Source organism: Streptomyces sp. NPDC029296 (assembly GCF_055569255.1).
The window spans coordinates 160,684-181,733 of the sequence record NZ_JBVHXT010000010.1; the positions used below are offsets into that span (position 1 = coordinate 160,684).

The window sequence follows — 21,050 nt, forward strand, 5'->3', positions numbered from 1 at the left end:
ATTACCTCACCAGGAGGTTGAGCAGGCGCTCCGTCTCGGCGGCCGGATCGGCGGTCAGGCCGGTGTGCACGGGGCCGGGCTGGACGACGGTGGAGCGGGGCGCGACGAGCCAGCGGTAGCGGCGCCCCGCGTCGTCGCCGGCCGCCTGTCCGGCCTGCTCGCCGCCCGCGCAGTGCCGCTCGATCGCGGCGAGCGCGGCGCGCACCCCGGCCACGTCGGCGGCCGGGTCCAGGGCGCGCAGCCGGGTCTCGTCCAGGTGGGTGCGGGCGCCGAGGTAGCCCTGGGCGCGGCAGTAGACGACCACGCCCGCGTTGACGCACTCCCCGCGCTCCAGCCGGGGCACGACCCGCAGCAGCGCGTACTCGAACACGTCCCGGTCGCCGCCCTGCCCCGCGCGGGTGATGTGCCGTTCGGTGACATGGCCGGCCATGTGGATGTGACGCTCGCTCACTTGCCCTCCTCCGATCCGGTGCCGAGGCCGGTGATCCGCTCGGCGATGACGGCCGCGCGCGCGAGCAGCGGCCGTGCGTAGGCCCGGCGCAGGTCGTCCGGGGTGTCGAAGCCCGGCTCGCCGTCGAGCCAGACGTCCGGGATCTCGGCGGTGACCTCGGCGAGCAGGTCCTCGGTCACCTGGGGGGCGAGGTCGGCCGCGGCGGCGCGCACGTCCGGGGCGAAACGGGCGAGGGCGTGGTCCGAGGCGTCGTAGGGGCGGTCCGCCGAGGCCCTCGCGCCGGGCCAGTTGTGGTGCCAGATCATCGTGGCCCCGTGGTCGATGAGCCACAGCCCGCCCCGGTGCACCAGGAGGTTGGGATTGCGCCAGGAACGGTCGACGTTGTTGATCAGCGCGTCGAACCAGACGATCCGGCCGGCCTCCTCGGGGCTCACCGGGAAGGCGAGCGGGTCGTAGCCGAGGGCGCCGGACAGGAAGTCCATGCCGAGGTTGGTGCCGCCGCTGGCCCGCAGCAGGTCCTGCACCTGCTGCTCGGGCTCGCCGAGCCCGAGGACCGGGTCCAGTTCGAGGGTGACCAGCGGGGGCATGCGGAACCCGAGCCGCCGGGCCAGTTCCCCGCACACCACCTCGGCGACCAGGGTCTTGCGCCCCTGTCCCGCGCCGGTGAACTTGATGACGTAGGTGCGGAGGTCGTCGGCCTCCACCAGCCCCGGCAGCGATCCGCCCTCACGCAGCGGCGTGATGTAACGGGTCGCGGTGACAGTTCGCAGCATTTCGCCAGGCTATCCGAGCGGTTGACCTCGGCTTCGACGGCCGGGGCCGGGCAGGCGCCCGCCCGCGCCGGCACGCCCGGGCTGAACGGTCGCGGCCGTCCGGCCGTACCCCGGGGCGGACCACGCAACGCTCCGTCGAAGGGATACGCCCTGTGTCCAGCGCCTCGCCCCACCCCACCGCCAATCCGGTCCGTCGTGCCGTCGTGGCGGCGGCCGGAGCGGCCGGGCTCGCCGCCGCGCTGTCCGCCCGCGGTTCGGACGACGGCTCGTCCGACGCCGGCTCCGCCGCCACCGGGGCCGCGCCGGACGGCGGTGGCACCGCGCTCGCCAGGACCGCCGACATCCCCGAGGGCGGCGGCAGGATCTTCGAGGACCAGGGCGTCGTGGTCACCCAGCCGACGGCGGGCACCTACCAGGCGTTCTCCACGAAGGGACACGGCCGAGACGCTGTTCGCGCGCAAGAACTTCGGCCTGGACGAGATGCCCCACGACGGCCGGCACGCGTGGGCCCGGCTGACCCCGGAGAAGATCGTGTCCTGGGACTTCCGGAAGCCGGGCGGGGCGTAGGGCTCAGCCGAGCCGCCGCGCCGCCGCCCGCAGGGCCTCCACCGCGGCGCGGATCGAAGGCCGGCGGTCGGCGTCCGCCCGCCAGATCACGTACACGTGGCGGCGCACGCGCTGCTGGAGCGGCACCAGGACCACGCCCTCGGGCACCGGGTGCCGGCCCAGCAGCGGTGCTATGCACACCCCCAGCCCGGCGGCCACCAGGCCGAGTTGCGTGTGGGTCTCGCCGGCGCGGTGACCGACGATCGGCTCGACGCCCTTGGACCGCAGGGTGAACATCAGCCACTCGTGGCAGAACTCGCCCTCGCCCCAGGTGATCCACTCGTCCTCGGCGAACTCGGTCAGATCCACCTCGTCCCGGTCCGCGAGCCGGTGCCCGACGGGCATGGCGACGTCGGCGGGGTCGTCCAGCAGGGGCGCCTTGACCAGGCCGTCGGGGACGGGCATCGGCTTGTTGTACCAGTCCAGGACCACCGCGAGGTCGAGATCGCCGCGGACCACCCCGGCGATGCCCTGTTCCGGTTCCAGCTCGCTGGAACGCACCCGCAGCCCCGGGTGCTCGGTGCGCAGCGCGCCCAGCGCGGCCGGGAACAGGCCGCGCGCGGCGGTCGGGAACGCGGACAGCCTCAGCTCGCCGACGACCTGGCCGCGGTGCGCCTCCAGGTCGGACTCGGCCAGCTCGACCTGGGACAGGATGCGCGCCGCGTGCTCCGACAGCAGCCGGCCCGCGTCCGTGAGCCGCACGCCCCGGCCGTTCCTGGCGAGGAGCCGCTGGCCGATCTCCCGCTCCAGCTTGCCCAGCTGCTGGGAAACCGCGGACGTCGTGACGTGCAGCGCGTCGGCGGCGGCACTGACCGAGCCGTGCCGGGCCAGTGCGTCCAGGGTCCGCAGGCGCTCAAGGTTCAACATATAAGCGATTCTAAGAGATACCAGGTGAGAAATCTCGATTGTGCTACGAGGTCGCCTCCCGCATCGTTGAGGTCATGAGCACGGTCAGCGCATCCTCCCGTACCCGATCCCGCACCCGGTCCCGCACCCGGTCCGCCTCCCCCGCGCCCGGTGGTGCCCGCGCCCGCCTGGACTGGCGGCTGCGCTTCGGCCTGCTGTCCCTGATCTGGGGTTTCAGCTTCCTGCTGATCAAGGTGGGGACCGACGGGTACGCGCCGTTCCAGGTCACCCTGGGCCGGCTGGTGTTCGGCACGGCGGTGCTGGTGGCGGCGATGGCCGTGAAGCGGGAGCGGCTGCCGCGCGGGGCCCGGCTGTGGGGGCACATGGCGGTCGCCGCGTTCCTGCTGAACGCGCTGCCGTTCTCCCTGTTCGCCTACTCCGAGCTGACGATCCCCTCCACCCTGGCCGGCATCTGCAACGCCACGTCCCCCCTGTGGGGCATGGCCCTGTCCCTGGTCGCGCTGTCCGAGGACCGGCCGAGCCGGGTGCGCGTGGCCGGGCTGGGGCTGGGGTTCCTGGGCGTGCTGACCGTGCTCGGCGCCTGGCAGGGCTTCCACGGGCTGGACGCCCGGGGCACGGCGCTGGCGCTGCTGGCGTCGCTGAGCTATCCGGTGGGGTGGATCTACGTCCGGCGGACGCTGGCCGGTACGGGCAACTCCCACCTGTCCATGACCGGCGGGCAGTTGCTGCTGGCCACGGTCCAGCTCGCGGTGGTGACGCCCCTGTTCACCAGCGCGCCCGAGCACGTCGCGCTGGTCCCGCTGCTGGCCGTCGCGGCGCTGGGGGCGCTGGGCACGGGGCTGGCGGTACTGATCCAGTACGGCCTGGTCGACGAGGTCGGACCCACCACCGCGCAGATGGTCACGTACTTCATCCCCGTCATCGCCACGGCGGCCGGGGTGGCGATCCTCGGGGAGTCGCTGCGATGGACGACGCCGGTGGGGGCGGTCGTCGTCCTGGCGGGCGCGGCACTGACCCAGGTGCGGAGGAAGAGCGCGTGAGGGGAGCGGGGCGCGGGTGCGTGCGCGGGCCCGCCGTGGCCGGCCACGCGGTTCCCCGCACCCCTTGTCTCCGTCGCCGTCAGCCGTAGACGCGGGCCGGGGACGGGCGTACCGCCGCCGCCACCGCGTCGGCCAGCGCGGTGACGTCCTCCTCGGCGAGCGGTGAGACCGTGATGCGAACGCCCTGCGGGGAGGCCAGGCGGAAGCGAGCGCCCGGGGCCACCGCCCAGCCGCGCTGGAGCAGGCGGGCGATGGCGCCCGTCTCGTCGGGGACCGGCACCCAGACGTTCATGCCGCTGCGGCCGTGGGCGGTGACGCCGCGGTCCGCCAGCGCGCCGACCAGGGCGTCCCGCCGGGTGCCGTAGGACCGGGCCACCGCCGCCCGGTCGACCGCGCCGTGCGCCCACAGGTGGGCCACGGCCCGTTGCAGCAGCAGACTCACCCAGCCGGGGCCCAGGCGCTGGCGGCCCCGGAGCCGGTCGACGGTGACGGCGTCCCCGGCGAGGACGGCGAGGCGCAGGTCGGGGCCGTAGGCCTTGGCGGCGGAGCGGACGAAGGCCCAGTGGCGGGTGACGCCCGCGAGGGGGTGCAGCGGCAGATCGACGATGCCGTGGCCGTGGTCGTCCTCGATGAGCAGGGTGCCCGGGTGCTCGCCCAGCACCGCGCGCAGGGCACGCGCCCGCGGGGCGGTCACCGAGGCGCCGGTCGGGTTCTGCGCCCGGTCGGTGACGATCAGCGCGCGGGCTCCGGACTCCAGGGCCCGGCGCAGGTCCTGCGGGCGCGGCCCGTCGTCGTCCACGCCGACCGGGGCCGTGTGCAGGCCGAGTGCGGGGACGAGGTCGAGGAGGCTGCCCCAGCCGGGGTCCTCGACGGCGACCGTGTCGCCGGGCCTGAGGTGCGCGGTGAGGACGCGTTCGATGGCGTCGAGGGAGCCGGAGGTCACGGTCAGCGGGCCCGGGGGGACGCCGTCGGCGTCGAGTTCGGCGCGGGCGAGGCGGGCGAGGTCCGGGTCCACGGGGTCGTCGCCGTAGCGGACGGGCCGCCGGTCGCCCCGCTCGGCCGCCGCGGCGAGGGCCGGGGCCAGGCGGGGCAGCAGGGAGGGGTCGGGATTGCCCGTGGACAGGTCCCGGCCGCCGGGGGGCGCCTCGACGCGCAGTTCCTCCCGTCCGGTGGTGGCCGGCTTGGGGCGGACCCGGCTGCCCCGGCGGCTGGCCGTCTCGATCACCCCGCGTTCGCGCAGGATGCGGTACGCGGCGGCGACCGTGTTGGGATTCACCTCCAGGCGTGCCGCCAACTCCCGTATGGGCGGCAGGAGTTGCCCCGGCTCCAGCCCGCCCGACCCGACCGCCTGTTCGACGCTGGCCGCGATCTCGGCTGCGCCGCGCCCTTCGATCCGATAGTCTCCTAGCACAAAGCTCATTATGCACTAGTGCAATAGAGATCGCCATGGAGGGGACCATGCAGGGCACCACCGGGGAAACACACACCGCCGCCTACGCGCCGACCGGCCGGACCGTGCCGACGCGCTCCGCGGAGCGCGCGTCGTACGACAAGGAACTGGTGCACGCGATCCTGGACGAGGGGTACGTGTGCCACCTCGGCTTCGTCCGGGACGGCGCCCCGGTGGTGCTGCCGACGCTGTACGGCCGGGTCGGCGAGCGGCTCTACGTCCACGGCTCGACCGGCTCCCGGCCGCTGCGGATGACCGGCCAGGCCGACCCGGGCCTGCCGGTGTGCCTGACGGTCACGCACGTCGACGGGCTGGTGCTGGCCCGCTCCGCCTTCCACCACTCCGTCAACTACCGCTCGGTCGTGGTGCACGGCACAGCGCACGAGGTCACCGACCCCGAGGAACGGCGGCTGGCCCTGGACGCGCTGGTCGACCACGTCGTACCGGGACGGGCCGCCGACTCCCGGCCCGCGAACAAGAAGGAGCTGGCCGCCACCGCGGTGATCCGCCTGGACCTGGAGGAGGTCTCGGCCAAGGTCCGCACCGGCGGCGCCAACGACGAGCCCGAGGACCTGTCCCTGCCGCACTGGGCCGGCGTCCTCCCGCTCCGCAAGGGCTACGAGGCCCCCGTCCCCAACGGCGACCTGGCCCCCGGCATCGGCCTGCCGGACTATCTGGCGGCGCGGTAACGGCCACGCACCGGGGGCCGGGGTACGGCAGCGGCGGGGCCTGCCGGGACCGACGGCTCGGCACCGACGGTCTGCCGTGCCGCAGGAGCGGGTGCGGCGACGGCGGCCGGATCGTACGCCGTCGCCGACCCGGCGGTCCCTCACGCCGAGGCCGGCTCCGGGCGGGCGGCTTCCCTGGCCTCGCTCACGGCCAGGCCCCCCACGGCGCCGAGCATGAGCAACGTGCCGGCCACCGTGGCCGCCGTGAGCCGCTCGCCGAGCAGCAGGACGGCGAGCACGGCCGCGGTCACCGGCTCCAGCAGCATGATCACGGAGACGGTGGCGGACCGGACGACCGCGGCACCCGCGAAGTAGAGCGCGTACGCCAGCGCCGTGGGCACGGCGGCGATGTAGAGCAGCAGGCACAGCAGCCGGGCGGGATGGGCGGTGTGCGGGAGCAGCCCCTCCTGTGCGGCGAACGGCAGCAGGCACAGGCTGGTCACGGCGAAGGCGCCGACCGTGGTGCCGGCGGTGCCCCTGCCGCCGTCCCTCCCCCACCAGCGGGTGAGCAGGGTCATGGCGCCGTAGCCCGCCGCCGAGACCACGGCGAGCAGCACCCCGGCCGGACGGACGGTCGCGGCCGAGCCGCCGAAGGTGAGCACGGCCAGCCCGGCGAGCGCGCCGGCGACGGCCAGGGCGCCGCCCGTGCCGAGCCGCTCGCCGAGCAGCAGCCGGGCGCCGAGCGCTATCAGCACGGGGCCCGCGCCGAGCGTCACGACGGTGGCGACGGCCAGCCCGGTCGAGGCCACCGCCGCGAAGTAGGCGGTCTGGAACACGGCGAGGGCGACCCCGGTGGCCAGGACCCTCGTGATCACGTGGCGCGACGGCCGGGCCGGGGCCGTGCGGCGGGCGCGCGGGCGCAGCAGGCGGCCGGCCAGCAGGAGGGCGAGCCCGAGCGCACAGCGCCAGAAGGAGAGGGCGAAGGCGCCCAGGTCGCTGGTCCGGTAGACGAGCGAGCCGGCGGCGCCCGCGGTGCCCCAGGCGGCACCGGTGATGATCAGGTAGAGCAGGCCACGCCCGACGGGCAGGCCGAAGGCAGTGTTCGACAACAGAATCTCTCCGCAGAAGCGCGCGTGGAGGCGCGGAAGGTCGAAGGCGTCCCGTCTCGGCGGGGCGCGCTGACTTCATCTGCGGGCAGCACCGTCCAGCCCGGCGCGGATGCGCCGGGCGAGTGTCCCGGAGGCCCGCCTCAGGCGGCCGGGGGCGGAAGGACGAGTGTCTGCGGCATGTTCCGGACTCTAGGCGGCGGTGCCCCGGGCGGACAACTCCCTTTCCGCGCCGTCGGCGGCGGCCGGCCGCGCGGTGCCCCCGCCGGGCGCGGCGGACTGGGCGATGAACGCGCCGACCAGGACGATCGCACCGCCGGCGACCTGCGGCGCGGAGAGGTGCTCGCCGAGCAGTACCCAGGCCAGTACGGTCGCGATGACCGCCTCCAGGCAGGCGACGACCCCGGCGACCTGCGGCGACAGCCGGCGCACGGAGAGCACTCCGGTGACGTAGGCGATCACGGTGGCGACGAGCACGATCCAGGCGAGCAGGGCGACGGCCGGTACGGCGGTGCCGTCGAGGTCGGCGGAGCCGCCCAGCACCGACCAGTCCATGCGCCAGGGGCGGGCCACCACGGTCAGTACGGCGGCGCCGACGAGCAGGCCGTAGGCGATGACGCCGAGCGGGTCCGGCGCGGTCTCGCCCTCGTCGCCGCCCTGGTCGGCGAGGACGAAGTAGCCGACCTGGCAGCAGGCCGCGCCGAGGGCGAGCAGCAGGCCCAGCGCGTCGAAGCCGAGCCCGGACCACACCTCCACCACGCAGGCGAGGCCGCCGGCCGCGAGGACCACGCCGAGCGCGGCGGCCCGGGTGACGGGCCGCCGCTGCACGAACCGCACCCAGCCCAGCACCAGGGCGGGGGCCAGGTATTCGATGAGCAGGGCGACGCCGACCGGGATCCGGGAGAGCGCGGCGAAGTAGCAGGCCTGGACCCCGGCGACGGCGAGCAGGCCGAACCCGGCGAGCAGCGCGGGCCGGCGGCGCGGCAGGGCGCGGTGCCGTACGGCGAGCGGCAGCATCACCAGGGCGGCGCCCGCCACCCGCAGCCACACCACGTGCAGCGGGTCGAGGCCCGCCTCGATCAGCGGCTTCGCGGCCACGCCGGACCCGCCGAAGGCCAGCGCGGAGGCGAGTGCGAGGCCGAGCCCGGCGCCCTTGCCGGGAGTGTCCTGACTGGTCACAGACGTATGCACCGGCACATGATGACAGGAGCCGACAGGAGCGTCATCCCTGTTGACACCTGTCTCAGCTGATGGACGGTTCCCCTCGCCGGCACTCCGGCCGGTCCTCGTCGGCGTGCGCCTCGGCGGCGGACTCGATCCGCGCGACGAGTTCGGGGGCCGCGATGCCGGCGCGGCCGAGGACCTCCACGGCCCGGGACCGGGGGTCGGCGGCGAGCGCGGCGAGCAGGTCGGTGCCGCTGACGCGGGGCGCGCCCCGGCGCCGGGTGCGGGTGCGGGCGTCGGCGAGCGCGGCGGCAGCGGCGGGCGACCAGCGGTCGGCGTCCCTGCCTGCGGCGTCTTCGGCCGGCCGCTCGGGGCGGCCGGCCGGGGCGGTGGCGAGGGGGATCGCGCCGGAGTCCTCCACGCCGGCCTGCCAGCGCAGGCCGTAGCCGATGCTGCGCTGCACGAGGTACCCGAGGAGCCGGGCCAGGCGCCGCGGTTCGCCCACGGCGGCGCGGACCTCGGGGTCGTGTTCCAGCAGGGCGTGGAGCAGATGGGCGGTGTCGGTCTGCCGGTCCCGGTCCCGGACGGCCCTGCGGCGGGCACCGGCGACCACCGCCGCCAGCTCGGCACCGAGCCCGGCAGCGCCGTCGTGGTGCCGGGCCGCCGGGTCGACGGCGGTCCGATGGGCTGTACGGGGTTGCACATCCCCTACCTCATCAGCCGCAACGGGGCGGGACATCGCCGAGGGGAACCATCTTCGCGTCCCACGCGGAGTGGACATCGACGACCCGGATTTCATCCCTGCGGAGGAGATTCGGCCGATGTGACGCAAGAGCACGCGCGCCGCCTTGCCGTATGCGGACCGTTCCCGTCGCGCGAGGGAAGGTGCGCACCCGGCTCACCGGCCGGCCGCCGAACGAAGCGTGGGGGCGGGGTCGCGGGGCGGGCCGCCGCGCCCCCTCCTCGGCCTCAGTGCTCGTCGGCGAGGATCAGATACAGCTTCTTCCGAGCGTCGTTGACGACGGCGAGCGCCTTCTCGCGCTGTTCCTTGCTGCCGGTCTTCCAGACCTGCCCGAAGGCCTCCATCAGCCCGAAGCCGGCCTGGCGGATCTCGCCCAGGGCCTCCCAGTCGACCCCGCGTGAGACCTCCTCCCAGGGGGCGTCCGGACCCTCCTCGGCGGCGGCGCGTCCGCTCCCGGTGAGCGCGAACAGCTTCTTGCCGCCCTCGCTCTCGCCGGCGATCAGGCCCTCGTCCTCCAGCAGTTGGAGGGTGGGGTAGACCGAGCCGGGGCTGGGCTTCCAGGCGCCGCCGCTGCGTTCGGCGATCTCCTGGATCATCTCGTAGCCGTGCATGGGGCGGTCCTTGAGCAGGGCGAGGATCGAGGCACGCACATCACCGCGCCGCGCCCGTCCCCGCGGACCGCCCCGCCCTCGCGGCCCCCAGGGGCCGGGCCCGAACCCGGGCCCCCCGGGGCCGAACCCCGGCCCGCCCGGACCGAACGGCCCGAAGGCCGCCCGCCGCCCGTCGAAACCACCCGTCCCCCGCCGACCGGGCCCCTCGTGCCGGTGCCCACGCTCGAATCCATGGGTACGCATCGCGATCACTCCATTCCATCGCCGATCACTCACGTATGCATCGCGTATCGTTCGCGATACTTCAACGATATAACGGAACGGATCGCCTGGCAACGCTCGAGCGAGTGCGCTGGGCGATCGGACGCCGTTTTGCCGGAGCGGCAACAGGAGTGGCGTCACCGGGCCACGATGGGTGACGTTGGGCCCGTGAGCGACGACATCACAGCGGGATCGCCCGCGTCTGACATTTCCTCGACCGGTGACGGATACCTCGGAGACCCCGCGGTGCGGGCGGAGTGGGACAACCGGTACGCCGACCGGCAACAGCTGTGGAGCGGCCGGCCCAACGGCGCGCTCGTGGCCGAGGTCGCCGGGCTCACGCCCGGGCGGGTGCTCGACGTCGGATGCGGCGAGGGCGCGGACGCCGTCTGGCTGGCGCGCGGCGGCTGGGACGTGACGGCGCTCGAGGTCTCGGGCGTGGCGCTGGAGCGGGCGGCCGGGCACGCGCGGGACGCGGGCGTCGCCGTTCGCTGGGTACACGCCGCGCTGACGGAAGCGGCGCTCCCGCCGGCCTCCTTCGACCTGGTCTCCGCGCAGTACCCGGCCCTGCTGCGCACCCCCGGCGCCGCGGCCGAGCGTGCGCTGCTCGCGGCCGTGGCGCCCGGCGGCGTGCTGCTGCTCGTACACCACGCGGGGATGGACACCCAGCGGACGCACGACAGCGGCTTCGACCCGGCCGACTACGTCTGGCCCTCGATGGTCGCCGACCTGCTCACCGACGACTGGAAGGTGGAGGTGAACGAGCAGCGACCACGCGTGGCACCCGACGGCGGCGCCGGCGCGCACCATACCGACGACCTGGTGCTGCGTGCGCGACGCCTGCGCTGAGCCCCTCGGCACGGGTCGGCAGGATACCGGCGTGACGCTGCGACCGGTTCAGGTGAACGTGCCGGCCCTTGCCGCCTCGTCGGTCGGCCGGTTCCGGGCGGAGGCGCTCGGCCGGTAAGCCCACAGCCCCGGCGTGGCCACCCACGTCTCCGCCTCGGCAGCCTCGTCCGGCCGGACCCGGTCCCCGTCCGCATCGACGTCGTCGCCGGTCGAGCACCTGCGGTCCGGTCGTCGGCACCTGCGAGAATCACCGGATGGGCCGGACGAACGGGCGGGTGGCGGTGGCGGGCCCCCTGTGGACACGCACGCTCACCCGGGAGTCGGACAGAGCCCGACGGCTTCTCGCCGCGGATGAATGGCGTCTGGGGGCGGCGGACGCGGAGGCGGTGCGGGCCGTGCTCGCCCGCCTCGCCGCCCCGCTCCCCGTCCGGCCGGAGACGGCGGTGCGGATCCGCGCCACGGACCGGGACAGACGGCTGCAGCGCGTCCTCCGGGCGACCGTCCATCACCTCGACGCCGGTGCCGTCAGCCCGCCCGCGGCCGCCCTCCTGGCCGCCGTCGCCCGGGCCCTGCTGCCCTGGCACGGAGCGCCGAACCCGCCCCGGGCCGCCGCCGCACCGAGGTACGGCGGCGCGCCCGGGGCGACGGAACGCACCGCGCCGCCGACCGCGGCGGGTGAGGCCCTGCTCCCCGGTCTGGCCGCGCTGTTCGGCGCGCTCGCCGCGACGAGCGCGCCCGGCACCGTACCGCGCACCCCGCCGGCCGCGCCCTGGCGGGTCCGCCGCACGGGGAGATTCCGCCACTACACCAGACCCGGGCCGGGGGTATGGGCGGCCGAGACCTTCGGCTGCCCCACGTGCGGGGGCAAGGACGGCCCGTGGACCGTGACCTGCGACTGGCGCCGGGCCACGCTGGGCTGCCCCTGCGGCGCGGTGAGCCGTGGGCACGACCTCACCCTCTCCGAGATCTGGCTCGTACTGCCGGAGACCTGACCGGCCCCGGGCCACCGCGCCGACGCGGACGCCCTCGGCTCCGTGCCGCGTCCCCCGCCGACGGGCGCGTGTACGTGTGGACCCGGCGCATCGTGCGCCAACGCGGGGGGCCGTGGGGAAATCAGTCCGGCACCCGCGAATTGGCCTTGGTCCGGCGGGCCCCGCGGCCGCTAGCGTCGGTGCCATGCGCATTCGAATCGTGGACGCCTTCACCGACCGCCCGTTCACCGGCAACCCGGCCGGAGTCCTGCTCCTGGACGACATCTTCCCGGACGACGACTGGCTCCAGAACGTCGCCATGGAGGTGAACCACGCGGAGACGGCGTTCGCCCACCCGCTGCCCGAGGGCGGCGAGGCGGACTGGGCGCTGCGCTGGTTCACGCCCGTCACCGAGGTCGCCCTGTGCGGGCACGCCACCCTCGCCACGGCCCACGTCCTGCACACCACCGGCGCCCACGAGGGACCGGTGCGGTTCGCGACCCGCAGCGGCGTGCTGATCGCCACGTCCGCCGCGGACGGCTCGATCACCCTGGACTTCCCGACCGCCCCGCTCACCCCGGCCGAGCTGCCGGACGGGGTCGCCGAGGCGCTCGGCGCGCAGCCGCTCGCCTCCTTCGACACCGGCCCGAACACCGGCGACCTGCTGCTGGAACTGGCCGACGAGAAGACCGTCCTCGGGCTCTCCCCGGACCACAGGGCGCTCGGCGCCTACTCCTGGCGCGGCATCATCGCCACGGCCCGCGCCGAGGACCCCTCCCGCGGCTACGACTACGTCTCCCGCGGCTTCTTCCCGAACGTCGGCATCGACGAGGACCCGGTGACCGGCAGCGCGCACACCGCGCTCGCCCCGTACTGGTCCCCCCGGCTGGGCCGCGACGACCTCACCGGTCTTCAGGCATCGCGCCGCACGGGCCTGGTCCGTACCGGCCTGCGCGGCGCGCGGACGCTGCTCACGGGCCGGGCGGTGACGGTCATCGAGGGCGAACTGCGCGCCTGAGCGACAGGCGGCGGCCCGCCCGGTCAGGCCGTCGGCAGCCAGCCCACCTTGCCCGCGAGGAGGGCGTAGCCGACGAACGCCCCGATGTCGAGCAGGGAGTGCGCGACGACCAGCGGGCCGACGCGTCCCCAGCGGCGGTACAGCCAGACGAACACCACGCCCATGACCAGGTTGCCGAGGAAGCCGCCGATGCCCTGGTAGAGGTGGTACGACCCGCGCAGCACCGCGCCGGCCAGCAGGGCGGCGCCCGGGGACCAGCCCAGCTGGCCCAGCCGGCGCAGCAGGTAGCCGACGACGACGACCTCTTCGAGGACCGCGTTCTGCACCGCGGACAGGACCAGCACCGGGTACTTCCACCACACGTCCGGCAGGGCCTCGGGGACGACGGTGAGGTTGAAGCCGAGGCCGCGGGCGGCCAGGTAGAAGGCGATGCCGGTGCTGCCGATCACCGCCGCGACCCCGGCGCCCCGGCCCAGGTCGGGCCAGGGGCGGGTGCGGTCGAAGCCGAGGACGCGCAGGCTGGTGCCCTCGCGCAGCAGCAGATGGGCGACGAGGGCCACGGGGACCAGCGCGGTGGCGATGCCGAAGAGCTGCCAGGCCAGGTCCAGCCAGGGGCGGCCGGGGGCGGCGGAGGCGTTGAGGGTGGCCGCCTGGTCCTTGAGGCCACCGGGCCTGGTGACCGAGCCGATGAAACTGATCAGCGCGGACACTCCGCTCGCCCCGAGGGAGAGCGCCAGCACGAGCAGCGTCTCGTCCCGCAGCGTCCGCCGCGGGACGCGCGCCCCCGCCGGGGAACCGGCCACCACGTCACCTTCCACCCGCACTCCCGCCTCCAGCCGGCTCCTGGGCCCCTGGCCCGCCTTCGCCTGGCAAGGATCGCAGAAGCGCACGGGAAGCCCGCACCCCGCCCCGCGCGTGCCGGACCTCAGCCCAGCGGTACCGGCTCCGGCAGGCCCACCGGCCAGGTGTGCACCGGCTCTCCCCCGTGCATCAGCTCGGCGTACCGGCGCGTCGTCGCCGCCAGGGCCGCCTCCCGGGACAGGCCCTGTTCCAGTGCCCGGTGGAACGTGGCCGCCTGCCAGGACGCCCCGTTGACCCGCCGTCGGCAGCGCTCCTCGATGACGCCCAGGTAGAGATCCCGGTCGGCGGCCTCCACGCCCCACGCGTCCAGCCCGGCCGAGGCCAGCGGCAGCAGCTCGTCGCGGACCAGGGTGACCGCGTCGACCTCGCCCGTGCCGCCGTAGCGTCCCCGCCGGGGCCAGACGAAGCGCGCGTCGATGCCATGCCGGCACGCCGCGTCGAAGTTCGCCTCGGCCGCGGCGAACGGCAGCCGCGTCCACACCGGCCGGGGTTCCTCGGCGAGCGCGCGGACGAGACCGTAGTAGAAGGCCGCGTTGGCGATGACGTCGGTGATGGTCGGCCCGGCGGGCAGCACCCGGTTCTCCACGCGCAGATGCGGAAGGCCGTCCGATACGTCGTACACCGGCCGGTTCCAGCGGTAGACGGTGCCGTTGTGCAGCACCAGTTCGGCGAGCCGGGGCACCCCGCCGGCCTCGATGACCTCCAGCGGTTCCTCGTCGTCGCAGATCGGCAGCAGTGCCGGGAAGTACCGCAGGTTCTCCTCGAACAGGTCGTAGGCGGAGGAGATCCACCGCTCGCCGAACCAGGTGCGCGGCCGTACGCCCTGTGCCTGGAGCTCGGGCGGGCGGGTGTCGGTGGACTGCAGGAACAGCGGGGGCCGGGACTCGCGCCACAGCTCGTGCCCGAAGAGGAACGGCGAGTTGGCGCCCACGGCGATCTGCGCGGCGCTCGCCACCTGGGCCGCGTTCCACACGTCCGCGAACCGGTCCGGGGTGACCTGGAGATGCAGCTGGACGGAGGTGCACGCGGCCTCGGGCACGATGGACTTGGACGTGCAGACGAGGTGCTCCACGCCGTCGATGTCGAGCCGGAAGTCCTCGCCGCGCGCGGCGACGATCTGGTCGTTGAGGAGGGTGTAGCGGTCCGCCTCGGAGAGGTTGGACGAGACCAGGTCGTCCCGGCCGAGGGTGGGCAGGATGCCGATCATCACGATGCCCGCGTCCACCTCGCCGGCCTTGCGGTCGGCGTAGGCGAGCGAGGTGCGCAGCTCTTCGGCGAGCTGGTCGAATACCCGGCCGCCCAGCCGGTGGGGCGCTATGTTCACTTCCAGGTTGAACATGGCGAGTTCTGTTTGGAAATCACGACTGGCGATACGTTCCAGCACCTGCCCGTTCAACATTTTCGGCATGCCGTCGTTACCGGCGAGATTCAATTCGATCTCGACTCCCATGAGATTCTTCGGGCGATCGAATCGCTTCTCCCGCAGCAACCGCTCCAGCCCCGTCAGACACTTCTGGAGCTTTTCGCGGTAGCGCTGGCGATCGGACAGGTCGAACTGCCCCGCCACGACCTTCTCCCCCATCGAAGTGTCCCTCCTCGGATGGGCGGGCCGGCGCTCCGGCCGCTGGGCTCCCGGGTCAGGTGGGATGATGCCCAGCCGAAGCGATCGATAACGTCCCGCTCCGGCCCGCCGCCCATTACTCTGTCGGTATGTTCCCGGCGGCACATTCACGAGGCATGCCGCAGGTTGCTCCCTCGGGTGCCCCGAACACCTCGTGAAAAACGCCGACGACATCCGGCCGTCCACTACCGACGCGTAATGGGAGGTCAGCGGCGGCGGTCCGGACCAGGAATCGGGAGGAGTTCGGCAAATCGACGGCTTAATTCGGCCTTGTCCCGGGAACCGGAAGCGGATAGCCGAAACATCGGCCGAACAAACGTCGTATAAACTGCGGCGCAAGGCAGAGGTGGCACCCTCGGACCTGGTTTCCGAGGCGTTCCTGCCGTCCCGGTCGACGGGCGGCAGGCCGAGCCGAATCCTCGTTCACACCCGACCCGGGCCCCACCTCTCCGGCCTTCCGTGAGCAGACAGCGCCGTCCGCCCCACCCCCTCCTCGCGCCGCCGCGCCTGTCGAATGAGAGGCGACCCACATGCCGCTGCACGTCCCTCCTGCCCCCGCGCCCGCCCTGCGCTCCGTCCTCGCCGCCCTCGGTTCCCCCACCGCGGTCCGCGAGGCGCGCACTCCTTCCCTGCGCGCCGCGCAGGGACCCACCACCCCCGAACTCCCGCTGCCGGTCCATGTCTGGGACCGCATCTCCGAGCAGGGCCTGTCCGCCACCCGGCTGGCCGGCTGGCGGTTCCTGATCCGGTCCGGCGACCGTGCGGTGGCCGCGGCCGAGACCATGCTCACCCCCGACGGCTGGACCTTCTCGCACTTCTTCGAGGGCCCGTACGTCACCTCCACCGAGCGCGCCCTCGAGCAGGCCGAGGCTCTCCAACTGACTTACCAGGCACGGCTGTTGTCCGTACCCGGTCTGTACATGCTCACCCTGTGGCTGCACGGCGACTGCTCGGGCGACGGCACCGAGGGCCACCCGGCCGCCACCGATCTCCTCGTCCCGCTGGCACCGGCCCCGCCGGGCATTCCGGCGCACCGTCCCTTCCGCGTCGCCGAGTTGCTTCCGGTGCTGACCCATCGGGCGACTCCTCTCCCACTGCTCGGCCCGACGGCGCTCGGCTCGCCCGCCGCCTGACCGACACCCGCGTACCCCGCTTCCCGCCCGGGAAGCGGGGTACGACCGCTTTCCGGGCCCCGTGACCCGGGGCAGGGCGGTCGCCGGTGACCGTCTCGTCCGGACTAGTCCCTTCCGGCCAGTGCGAACCACCCGAAGTGACCGTGGGGTTGGGCTGAACCGCCCGTGCGGGTGACGCGTCATGAACCTGTGAGAAGCGGTGGTGGGAAAACCCTGCGGAATGACGCGCGGGAGAGAACACTGGACGCAGACCGACTCTTTCATCACGGGGGACGGACATGATCACGACAGACCGAGAGATCCCGCCCATGTGCCAGCACCAGCCGCCGTGCCCGCCAGCCGAATCCGCCGACCGGGAGTCCGCCCGCCTCGTGGCGCACCACCCGGAACAGGGGTGGAGCCTGCTGTGCAACGGCGTCCTGCTCTTCGAGGACACCGGCGAGCTGCTGCCCGACGGCCGCATCATCGACCCGCACCGCCCGCTCGGTGCGGACCAGGTGATGACCGCCGCCTGAGCACGCCACAGCGATCCCAGGGGCCGGCCGCACCCACCGGGTGCGCACCGGCCCCGACACGTGCCCGCGCCGCATGACCCGGGCCCTGTGACAGCCGAGGGACCCTCACCGGCCCGCCCGACGACATCCGCCTGCCGCGAACCGGCTCCGTCCGGGGCGATGCGGGCGTGCGCGATACGGTCCCGTCAAGAAGGACTCCCGAGCCGTCAGGGCGCCGTCGACGAGGGACACCGCGGGCCGCCGGCCGGTCTACCGTCTTTCTCATGGAGCACCGCGACGACACCCGCCCCCAGGCGACCGGCCCGTCCCCGACCGGCACCGCGGCCGTGGCGTACGACCGGGCCTAGGGGGCCGTGGCACGGGGCGCCACGGCCAGCCCCACCTCCCCGGTCACCGCCGCGCGGGCCTATCGTGACCGGCATGCAGTCCTACACGATCGGCCAGGCCGCGCGGCTGCTCGGCGTCAGCCCCGACACCGCCCGCCGCTGGGCCGACGCCGGCCGCGTGGCCACCCACCGCGACGAGTCCGGGCGACGGCTCATCGACGGCAGGGACCTCGCCGCGTTCTCCGTCGAACTCGCCAAGGGCGACGGCGGTGAGGAGGGAACCTCCCGCACCTCCGTCCGCAACGCCTTCCCCGGCATCGTCACCGCGATCAAGCTCGGCGACGTCGCCGCCCAGGTGGAGATCCAGGCGGGCCCGCACCGGCTCGTCTCGCTGCTGACCCGGGAGGCCGTGGAGGAACTGGGCCTGGAGGTCGGTGTGGAGGCCACCGCGCGCGTGAAGTCCACGAACGTCCATATCGACCGCGGCTGACCGGGCGCGCCGGGCGACGAAGGCGCCGGGCGAACGCACATGCAAGCTACAAACCTCAGGCTCCCGGCTCATGCGATGCGACAGGAGACTTCTGCCTGGCAAGTGCGGCAGTATCATCGCCGCACGGCCGGGCAACGGGCGTGCCAGGGCGCGACCGTTGTCCCAGAACCGAGGAGTAGATCCGTGATGACCCGTTCCGTGCGCCGGACCCGGCGGTCGCTGCGACTTGCCGGTGCGGGCGCCGTCGCCGTACTGGCCCTCAGCTCCTGCTCCTCCTCGTCCGGCTCGTCGGACACGAAGGAGTCCGGCTCCTCGGGCGCGTCGGGCTCTCCGAAGCCGTCCGGCACGGTCACCGTGTTCGCCGCCGCCTCCCTCAAGGAGAGCTTCACGGCCCTCGGCGAGGAGTTCGAGCACCGGTACCCCGGCACGAAGGTCGGCTTCAGCTTCAGCGGCAGCGACACCCTCGCCGCGAGCATCACCAGCGGCGCCCCGGCCGACGTCTTCGCCGCCGCGAGCCCCCGGACGATGAAGACCGTGACGGACGAGGGGGAGGCGTCCGGCACCCCGGTCACGTTCGCGCGCAACCAGCTGGAGATCGCCACCCCGCCGGGCAACCCCGACAACGTGTCCTCCCTGAAGGACCTCACCCGGCCCGGGCTGAAGGTCGTCCTGTGCGACACGACGGTGCCCTGCGGTTCCGCCGCCCAAAAGGCCCTGGACACCGCCGGGGTCGAGCTCACCCCGGTCTCCTACGAGCAGGACGTCAAGAGCGCCCTGAACAAGGTGGAGCTGAAGGAGGCGGACGCCGCGGTCGTCTACAAGACCGATGTCAAGGCCGCGGGTGGCAAGGTGGAGGGCGTGGAGTTCCCCGAGTCCGCCGGCGCCGTCAACGACTACCCGATCGCCGTCCTGAAGAACGCGGGGAACCCCGAGGCCGCCCAGGCGTTCCTCGCCCTCGTGCGGTCCGCCGAGGGGCGGAAGGCGCTCGGCGAGGCCGGGTTCCTCAAGCCGTGACCTCGCTCGACGAGCCCGGCGCCGCGACCGGCCTGCGCACGGGCCGGCCGCGGCGTCGCCGCACCGGCGCGGGGGGCCGGCGCGCGGTGCCGTTGCCGCTGCTGCTGCCGGGCCTGCTGGCGCTGGCGTTCCTGCTGCTGCCGCTGCTCGCGCTGCTGGTCCGCGCGCCCTGGCGCGGTCTGCCGGAGCAGCTGAGCAGCGCCGAGGTCTGGCAGGCGCTCCAGCTGTCGCTGATCAGCGCGACCGCGGCGACCGCCGTGAGCCTCGTCCTCGGTGTGCCGCTGGCCTGGCTGCTGGCCCGTACGGACTTCCCCGGGCGGGGCCTCGTACGGGCCCTGGTCACCCTGCCGCTCGTGCTGCCGCCGGTCGTCGGCGGTGTGGCGCTGCTGCTGGCCCTGGGCCGCAACGGGGTGGTGGGGCAGTGGCTGGACGCGTGGTTCGGGATCACCCTGCCGTTCACCACCGCCGGGGTCGTGATCGCGGAGGCGTTCGTGGCGATGCCGTTCCTGGTGATCAGCGTCGAGGGCACGCTGCGCGCCGCCGACCCGCGCTTCGAGGAGGCGGCGAGCACGCTCGGCGCGTCCCGCTTCACCGCGTTCCGCCGGGTCACGCTGCCGCTGATCGCGCCGGGCATCGCGGCCGGCGCGGTGCTGGCGTGGGCGCGGGCGCTCGGCGAGTTCGGCGCGACGATCACGTTCGCGGGCAACTTCCCCGGCCGGACCCAGACCATGCCCCTCTCGGTCTACCTCGCCCTGCAGAACGACCCGGAGGCCGCGATCTCCCTCAGCCTGGTCCTGCTCACCGTCTCCATCGCGGTCCTGGCCGCCCTCAGAGACCGCTGGATGACCACCCCATGACCCACAGCGCCCCCCGCTCCGGCAAGCCGGCCCCCTCCCCCTACGGCGCTCCGCCCCCGCAGGGGCCGCCCGCACCCGACGACGAGCGCCGCACGGACGGCGCGGCCGGGAACCCCTCTCCGGCCACCGGCCTGGACGCCCGCCTCGTGGTCGACCGCCCCGGGTTCCGCCTGGACGTGACCTTGACGGCGGCGCCCGGGGACGTCCTCGCCCTCCTCGGGCCCAACGGCGCCGGCAAGACCACCGCCCTGCGCGCCCTCGCCGGCCTCACCCCCCTCACGGACGGCCACCTGCGCCTGGACGGCACCCCCCTGGAGGACACGCCCCCCGAGTCCCGCCCGGTCGGCGTCGTCTTCCAGGACTACCTGCTCTTCCCCCACCTGTCCGCCCTGGACAACGTCGCCTTCGGCCCCCGCTGCCAGGGCGCGGGCAAGGCCGAGGCCCGGGCCCTCGCGGCGGCCTGGCTGGACCGCATGGGCCTGGCCGAGCACGCGGGTGCCAAGCCGCGCCGGCTGTCCGGCGGCCAGGCCCAGCGCGTGGCCCTCGCCCGCGCCCTCGCCACCCGGCCCCGCCTGCTCCTCCTGGACGAGCCGCTGGCGGCCCTGGACGCCCGTACCCGCCTGGAGGTCCGCGCCCGGCTCCGCCGCCACCTGGCCGAGTTCGAGGCCGTCTCGGTCCTGGTCACCCACGACCCGCTGGACGCCATGGTGCTCGCGGACCGTCTGGTGGTCGTGGAGCACGGCCGGGTCGTGCAGGAGGGCAGCCCCGCCCACATCGCCCGCCACCCGCGCACCGACTACATCGCCCGGCTCGTGGGCCTCAACCTCTACCGGGGACAGGCCGCGGGTCACACCGTACGCCTCGGCTCCGGCCCCGCGATCACCACGACGGAGGAGCTGTCCGGCCCGGCCTTCGTGGCGTTCCCGCCGTCCGCCGTGACCCTGTTCCGGGAACGGCCCTCCGGCGCCAGCGCCCGCAACCTGTGGCGCTGCGAGGTCGCCGGCCTGGAGACGCACGGCGACCAGATCCGCGCCGACCTCACCGGCGAGCTGCCGCTCACGGCGGACCTGACGACGGTCGCCGCCGCCGAGCTGGACCTGCGTCCCGGTGCACCGGTCTGGGCGACGGTCAAGGCGACCCAGACCCACGCGTACCCGGCCTGAGCGGATCCGCGCTCTACGGTGGGTTCCCATGACCCTGAGCATCCGCAACCAGCTGCCCGGGACCGTCACGGAGGTCCACGCAGGCGAGGTCATGGCCACCGTGCGGGTCCGGCTGGACGGCGGCCCCTCTCTGACGGCCGCCATCACCCTGGAGGCCGCGGAACAGCTCCGCCTCGCCCCCGGCAGCCCCGTCCACGCCCTGGTGAAGGCGACCGAGGTCGTCCTCGCCACCCGCCCGGCCGAGGGGCTGTCCCTCCGCAACCGGGTCCCCGGCACCGTCACCGAGATCCGCCCGGGCCGGGTCATGGCCTCCGTGAAGATCACCACGGCCGCCGGCGAACTCACCGCCGTGATCACCCGCGAGGCGGTCGCCGACCTCGGCCTGTTCGTGGGCTCCGACGTGATCGCCCTGGTCAAGGCCACCGAGGTCTCGCTGGCCACCCCGTAGCGCGAACGGCCCCGCCCGGAAACCCGGGCGGGGCCGTTCGGCGGC

Annotated in this window: 22 protein-coding genes and 1 pseudogene; 13 read left to right on the forward strand and 10 right to left on the reverse strand. The window is 74.5% G+C overall.

Going from position 1 to position 21,050, the window contains the following annotated elements; translation table 11 throughout:
* Position 1 precedes the first annotated feature (1 nt).
* Entirely contained in the window at positions 2–451 is a 450-nt protein-coding gene (locus ACZ4W9_RS11670; protein WP_467934909.1) for a DUF3037 domain-containing protein, read from the reverse strand.
* Entirely contained in the window at positions 448–1,224 is a 777-nt protein-coding gene (locus ACZ4W9_RS11675; protein ID WP_467934910.1) for a HipA family kinase, read from the reverse strand. Before ACZ4W9_RS11675 ends, ACZ4W9_RS11670 begins: the two co-directional genes overlap by 4 nt.
* 432 nt (positions 1,225–1,656) lie before the next feature.
* Here ACZ4W9_RS11675 and ACZ4W9_RS11680 point away from each other — a divergent pair.
* Positions 1,657–1,791: pseudogene (locus ACZ4W9_RS11680) on the forward strand (pyridoxamine 5'-phosphate oxidase family protein); the annotation flags it as partial.
* Between the two features lie 3 nt (positions 1,792–1,794).
* On the opposite strand, the gene ACZ4W9_RS11685 reads toward ACZ4W9_RS11680, so the two are convergent.
* Positions 1,795–2,697 (reverse strand): LysR family transcriptional regulator, encoded by a 903-nt coding sequence (locus ACZ4W9_RS11685; protein ID WP_467934912.1) that lies wholly within the window; start codon positions 2,695–2,697, stop codon positions 1,795–1,797.
* 38 nt (positions 2,698–2,735) lie between these two features.
* Between ACZ4W9_RS11685 and ACZ4W9_RS11690 the strand changes: the two genes are divergently transcribed.
* Positions 2,736–3,737 (forward strand): DMT family transporter, encoded by a 1,002-nt coding sequence (locus tag ACZ4W9_RS11690; RefSeq protein WP_467934913.1) that lies wholly within the window; start codon positions 2,736–2,738, stop codon positions 3,735–3,737.
* A gap of 79 nt (positions 3,738–3,816) precedes the next feature.
* On the opposite strand, the gene ACZ4W9_RS11695 is transcribed toward ACZ4W9_RS11690, so the two are convergent.
* A complete protein-coding gene (locus ACZ4W9_RS11695; protein ID WP_467934914.1) occupies positions 3,817–5,148 on the reverse strand; it encodes an aminotransferase class I/II-fold pyridoxal phosphate-dependent enzyme in 1,332 nt (443 codons plus the stop codon).
* Between the two features lie 47 nt (positions 5,149–5,195).
* Between ACZ4W9_RS11695 and ACZ4W9_RS11700 the strand changes: the two genes are divergently transcribed.
* Positions 5,196–5,876 (forward strand): pyridoxamine 5'-phosphate oxidase family protein, encoded by a 681-nt coding sequence (locus ACZ4W9_RS11700; protein WP_467934916.1) that lies wholly within the window; start codon positions 5,196–5,198, stop codon positions 5,874–5,876.
* A gap of 140 nt (positions 5,877–6,016) precedes the next feature.
* On the opposite strand, the gene ACZ4W9_RS11705 is transcribed toward ACZ4W9_RS11700, so the two are convergent.
* From ACZ4W9_RS11705 to ACZ4W9_RS11720, 4 genes are all read right to left on the reverse strand, one after another.
* Complete coding sequence (locus ACZ4W9_RS11705) at positions 6,017–6,964, reverse strand: DMT family transporter (protein ID WP_467934917.1); 948 nt, start codon at positions 6,962–6,964, stop codon at positions 6,017–6,019.
* A 189-nt stretch (positions 6,965–7,153) separates the two neighbouring features.
* Entirely contained in the window at positions 7,154–8,158 is a 1,005-nt protein-coding gene (locus ACZ4W9_RS11710) for an EamA family transporter (RefSeq protein WP_467934918.1), read from the reverse strand.
* A gap of 46 nt (positions 8,159–8,204) precedes the next feature.
* On the reverse strand, positions 8,205–8,828 hold the full coding sequence (locus ACZ4W9_RS11715) for a Clp protease N-terminal domain-containing protein (RefSeq protein ID WP_467934920.1): 624 nt from the start codon (positions 8,826–8,828) through the stop codon (positions 8,205–8,207).
* A gap of 266 nt (positions 8,829–9,094) precedes the next feature.
* Entirely contained in the window at positions 9,095–9,721 is a 627-nt protein-coding gene (locus ACZ4W9_RS11720) for a PadR family transcriptional regulator (protein ID WP_467934921.1), read from the reverse strand.
* Positions 9,722–9,907: 186 nt separating this feature from the next.
* Here ACZ4W9_RS11720 and ACZ4W9_RS11725 point away from each other — a divergent pair, with 186 nt between their 5' ends.
* From ACZ4W9_RS11725 to ACZ4W9_RS11735, 3 genes are all read left to right on the forward strand, one after another.
* Positions 9,908–10,588, forward strand: coding sequence for a class I SAM-dependent methyltransferase (locus tag ACZ4W9_RS11725; protein WP_467934922.1), 681 nt, complete (start codon positions 9,908–9,910; stop codon positions 10,586–10,588).
* Between the two features lie 254 nt (positions 10,589–10,842).
* Complete coding sequence (locus ACZ4W9_RS11730; protein ID WP_467934924.1) at positions 10,843–11,580, forward strand: hypothetical protein; 738 nt, start codon at positions 10,843–10,845, stop codon at positions 11,578–11,580.
* A gap of 184 nt (positions 11,581–11,764) precedes the next feature.
* On the forward strand, positions 11,765–12,577 hold the full coding sequence (locus tag ACZ4W9_RS11735) for a PhzF family phenazine biosynthesis protein (protein WP_467934925.1): 813 nt from the start codon (positions 11,765–11,767) through the stop codon (positions 12,575–12,577).
* A 23-nt stretch (positions 12,578–12,600) separates the two neighbouring features.
* Here ACZ4W9_RS11735 and ACZ4W9_RS11740 read toward each other — a convergent pair whose 3' ends face one another.
* Complete coding sequence (locus ACZ4W9_RS11740) at positions 12,601–13,383, reverse strand: CPBP family intramembrane glutamic endopeptidase (protein ID WP_467934953.1); 783 nt, start codon at positions 13,381–13,383, stop codon at positions 12,601–12,603.
* 119 nt (positions 13,384–13,502) lie between these two features.
* Positions 13,503–15,020, reverse strand: coding sequence for a glutamate-cysteine ligase family protein (locus ACZ4W9_RS11745; protein WP_467934926.1), 1,518 nt, complete (start codon positions 15,018–15,020; stop codon positions 13,503–13,505).
* Positions 15,021–15,589: 569 nt separating this feature from the next.
* On the opposite strand from ACZ4W9_RS11745, the gene ACZ4W9_RS11750 reads away from it, so the two are divergent.
* From ACZ4W9_RS11750 to ACZ4W9_RS11780, 7 genes are all read left to right on the forward strand, one after another.
* Positions 15,590–16,192 (forward strand): hypothetical protein, encoded by a 603-nt coding sequence (locus tag ACZ4W9_RS11750; protein ID WP_467934928.1) that lies wholly within the window; start codon positions 15,590–15,592, stop codon positions 16,190–16,192.
* 308 nt (positions 16,193–16,500) lie between these two features.
* A complete protein-coding gene (locus ACZ4W9_RS11755) occupies positions 16,501–16,707 on the forward strand; it encodes a DUF5999 family protein (protein ID WP_467934955.1) in 207 nt (68 codons plus the stop codon).
* Positions 16,708–17,127: 420 nt separating this feature from the next.
* Entirely contained in the window at positions 17,128–17,523 is a 396-nt protein-coding gene (locus tag ACZ4W9_RS11760; RefSeq protein WP_467934929.1) for a TOBE domain-containing protein, read from the forward strand.
* Between the two features lie 186 nt (positions 17,524–17,709).
* On the forward strand, positions 17,710–18,537 hold the full coding sequence (gene modA, locus ACZ4W9_RS11765) for a molybdate ABC transporter substrate-binding protein (protein WP_467934930.1): 828 nt from the start codon (positions 17,710–17,712) through the stop codon (positions 18,535–18,537).
* Positions 18,534–19,394, forward strand: a complete 861-nt coding sequence (gene modB / locus ACZ4W9_RS11770; protein WP_467934931.1) for a molybdate ABC transporter permease subunit — start codon at positions 18,534–18,536, stop codon at positions 19,392–19,394. The genes modA and modB overlap by 4 nt, the downstream gene beginning before the upstream one ends.
* Entirely contained in the window at positions 19,391–20,557 is a 1,167-nt protein-coding gene (locus ACZ4W9_RS11775) for an ABC transporter ATP-binding protein (protein WP_467934933.1), read from the forward strand. Before modB ends, ACZ4W9_RS11775 begins: the two co-directional genes overlap by 4 nt.
* A gap of 28 nt (positions 20,558–20,585) precedes the next feature.
* Complete coding sequence (locus tag ACZ4W9_RS11780; RefSeq protein ID WP_467934934.1) at positions 20,586–21,005, forward strand: TOBE domain-containing protein; 420 nt, start codon at positions 20,586–20,588, stop codon at positions 21,003–21,005.
* Positions 21,006–21,050: the final 45 nt, after the last annotated feature.

What these genes read in the sequence shown, in the direction of transcription:
- ACZ4W9_RS11720 (WP_467934921.1), bottom strand. Translation starts at nt 9,721, where the DNA reads ATGCGTACCCATGGATTCGAGCGTGGGCACCGGCACGAGGGGCCCGGT.
- ACZ4W9_RS11775 (WP_467934933.1), top strand. Translation starts at nt 19,391, where the DNA reads ATGACCCACAGCGCCCCCCGCTCCGGCAAGCCGGCCCCCTCCCCCTAC.
- ACZ4W9_RS11750 (WP_467934928.1), top strand. Translation starts at nt 15,590, where the DNA reads ATGCCGCTGCACGTCCCTCCTGCCCCCGCGCCCGCCCTGCGCTCCGTC.
- ACZ4W9_RS11745 (WP_467934926.1), bottom strand. Translation starts at nt 15,020, where the DNA reads ATGGGGGAGAAGGTCGTGGCGGGGCAGTTCGACCTGTCCGATCGCCAG.
- ACZ4W9_RS11760 (WP_467934929.1), top strand. Translation starts at nt 17,128, where the DNA reads ATGCAGTCCTACACGATCGGCCAGGCCGCGCGGCTGCTCGGCGTCAGC.
- ACZ4W9_RS11780 (WP_467934934.1), top strand. Translation starts at nt 20,586, where the DNA reads ATGACCCTGAGCATCCGCAACCAGCTGCCCGGGACCGTCACGGAGGTC.
- ACZ4W9_RS11755 (WP_467934955.1), top strand. Translation starts at nt 16,501, where the DNA reads ATGTGCCAGCACCAGCCGCCGTGCCCGCCAGCCGAATCCGCCGACCGG.
- ACZ4W9_RS11700 (WP_467934916.1), top strand. Translation starts at nt 5,196, where the DNA reads ATGCAGGGCACCACCGGGGAAACACACACCGCCGCCTACGCGCCGACC.
- ACZ4W9_RS11675 (WP_467934910.1), bottom strand. Translation starts at nt 1,224, where the DNA reads ATGCTGCGAACTGTCACCGCGACCCGTTACATCACGCCGCTGCGTGAG.
- ACZ4W9_RS11685 (WP_467934912.1), bottom strand. Translation starts at nt 2,697, where the DNA reads ATGTTGAACCTTGAGCGCCTGCGGACCCTGGACGCACTGGCCCGGCAC.
- ACZ4W9_RS11730 (WP_467934924.1), top strand. Translation starts at nt 10,843, where the DNA reads ATGGGCCGGACGAACGGGCGGGTGGCGGTGGCGGGCCCCCTGTGGACA.
- ACZ4W9_RS11735 (WP_467934925.1), top strand. Translation starts at nt 11,765, where the DNA reads ATGCGCATTCGAATCGTGGACGCCTTCACCGACCGCCCGTTCACCGGC.
- modA (WP_467934930.1), top strand. Translation starts at nt 17,710, where the DNA reads ATGACCCGTTCCGTGCGCCGGACCCGGCGGTCGCTGCGACTTGCCGGT.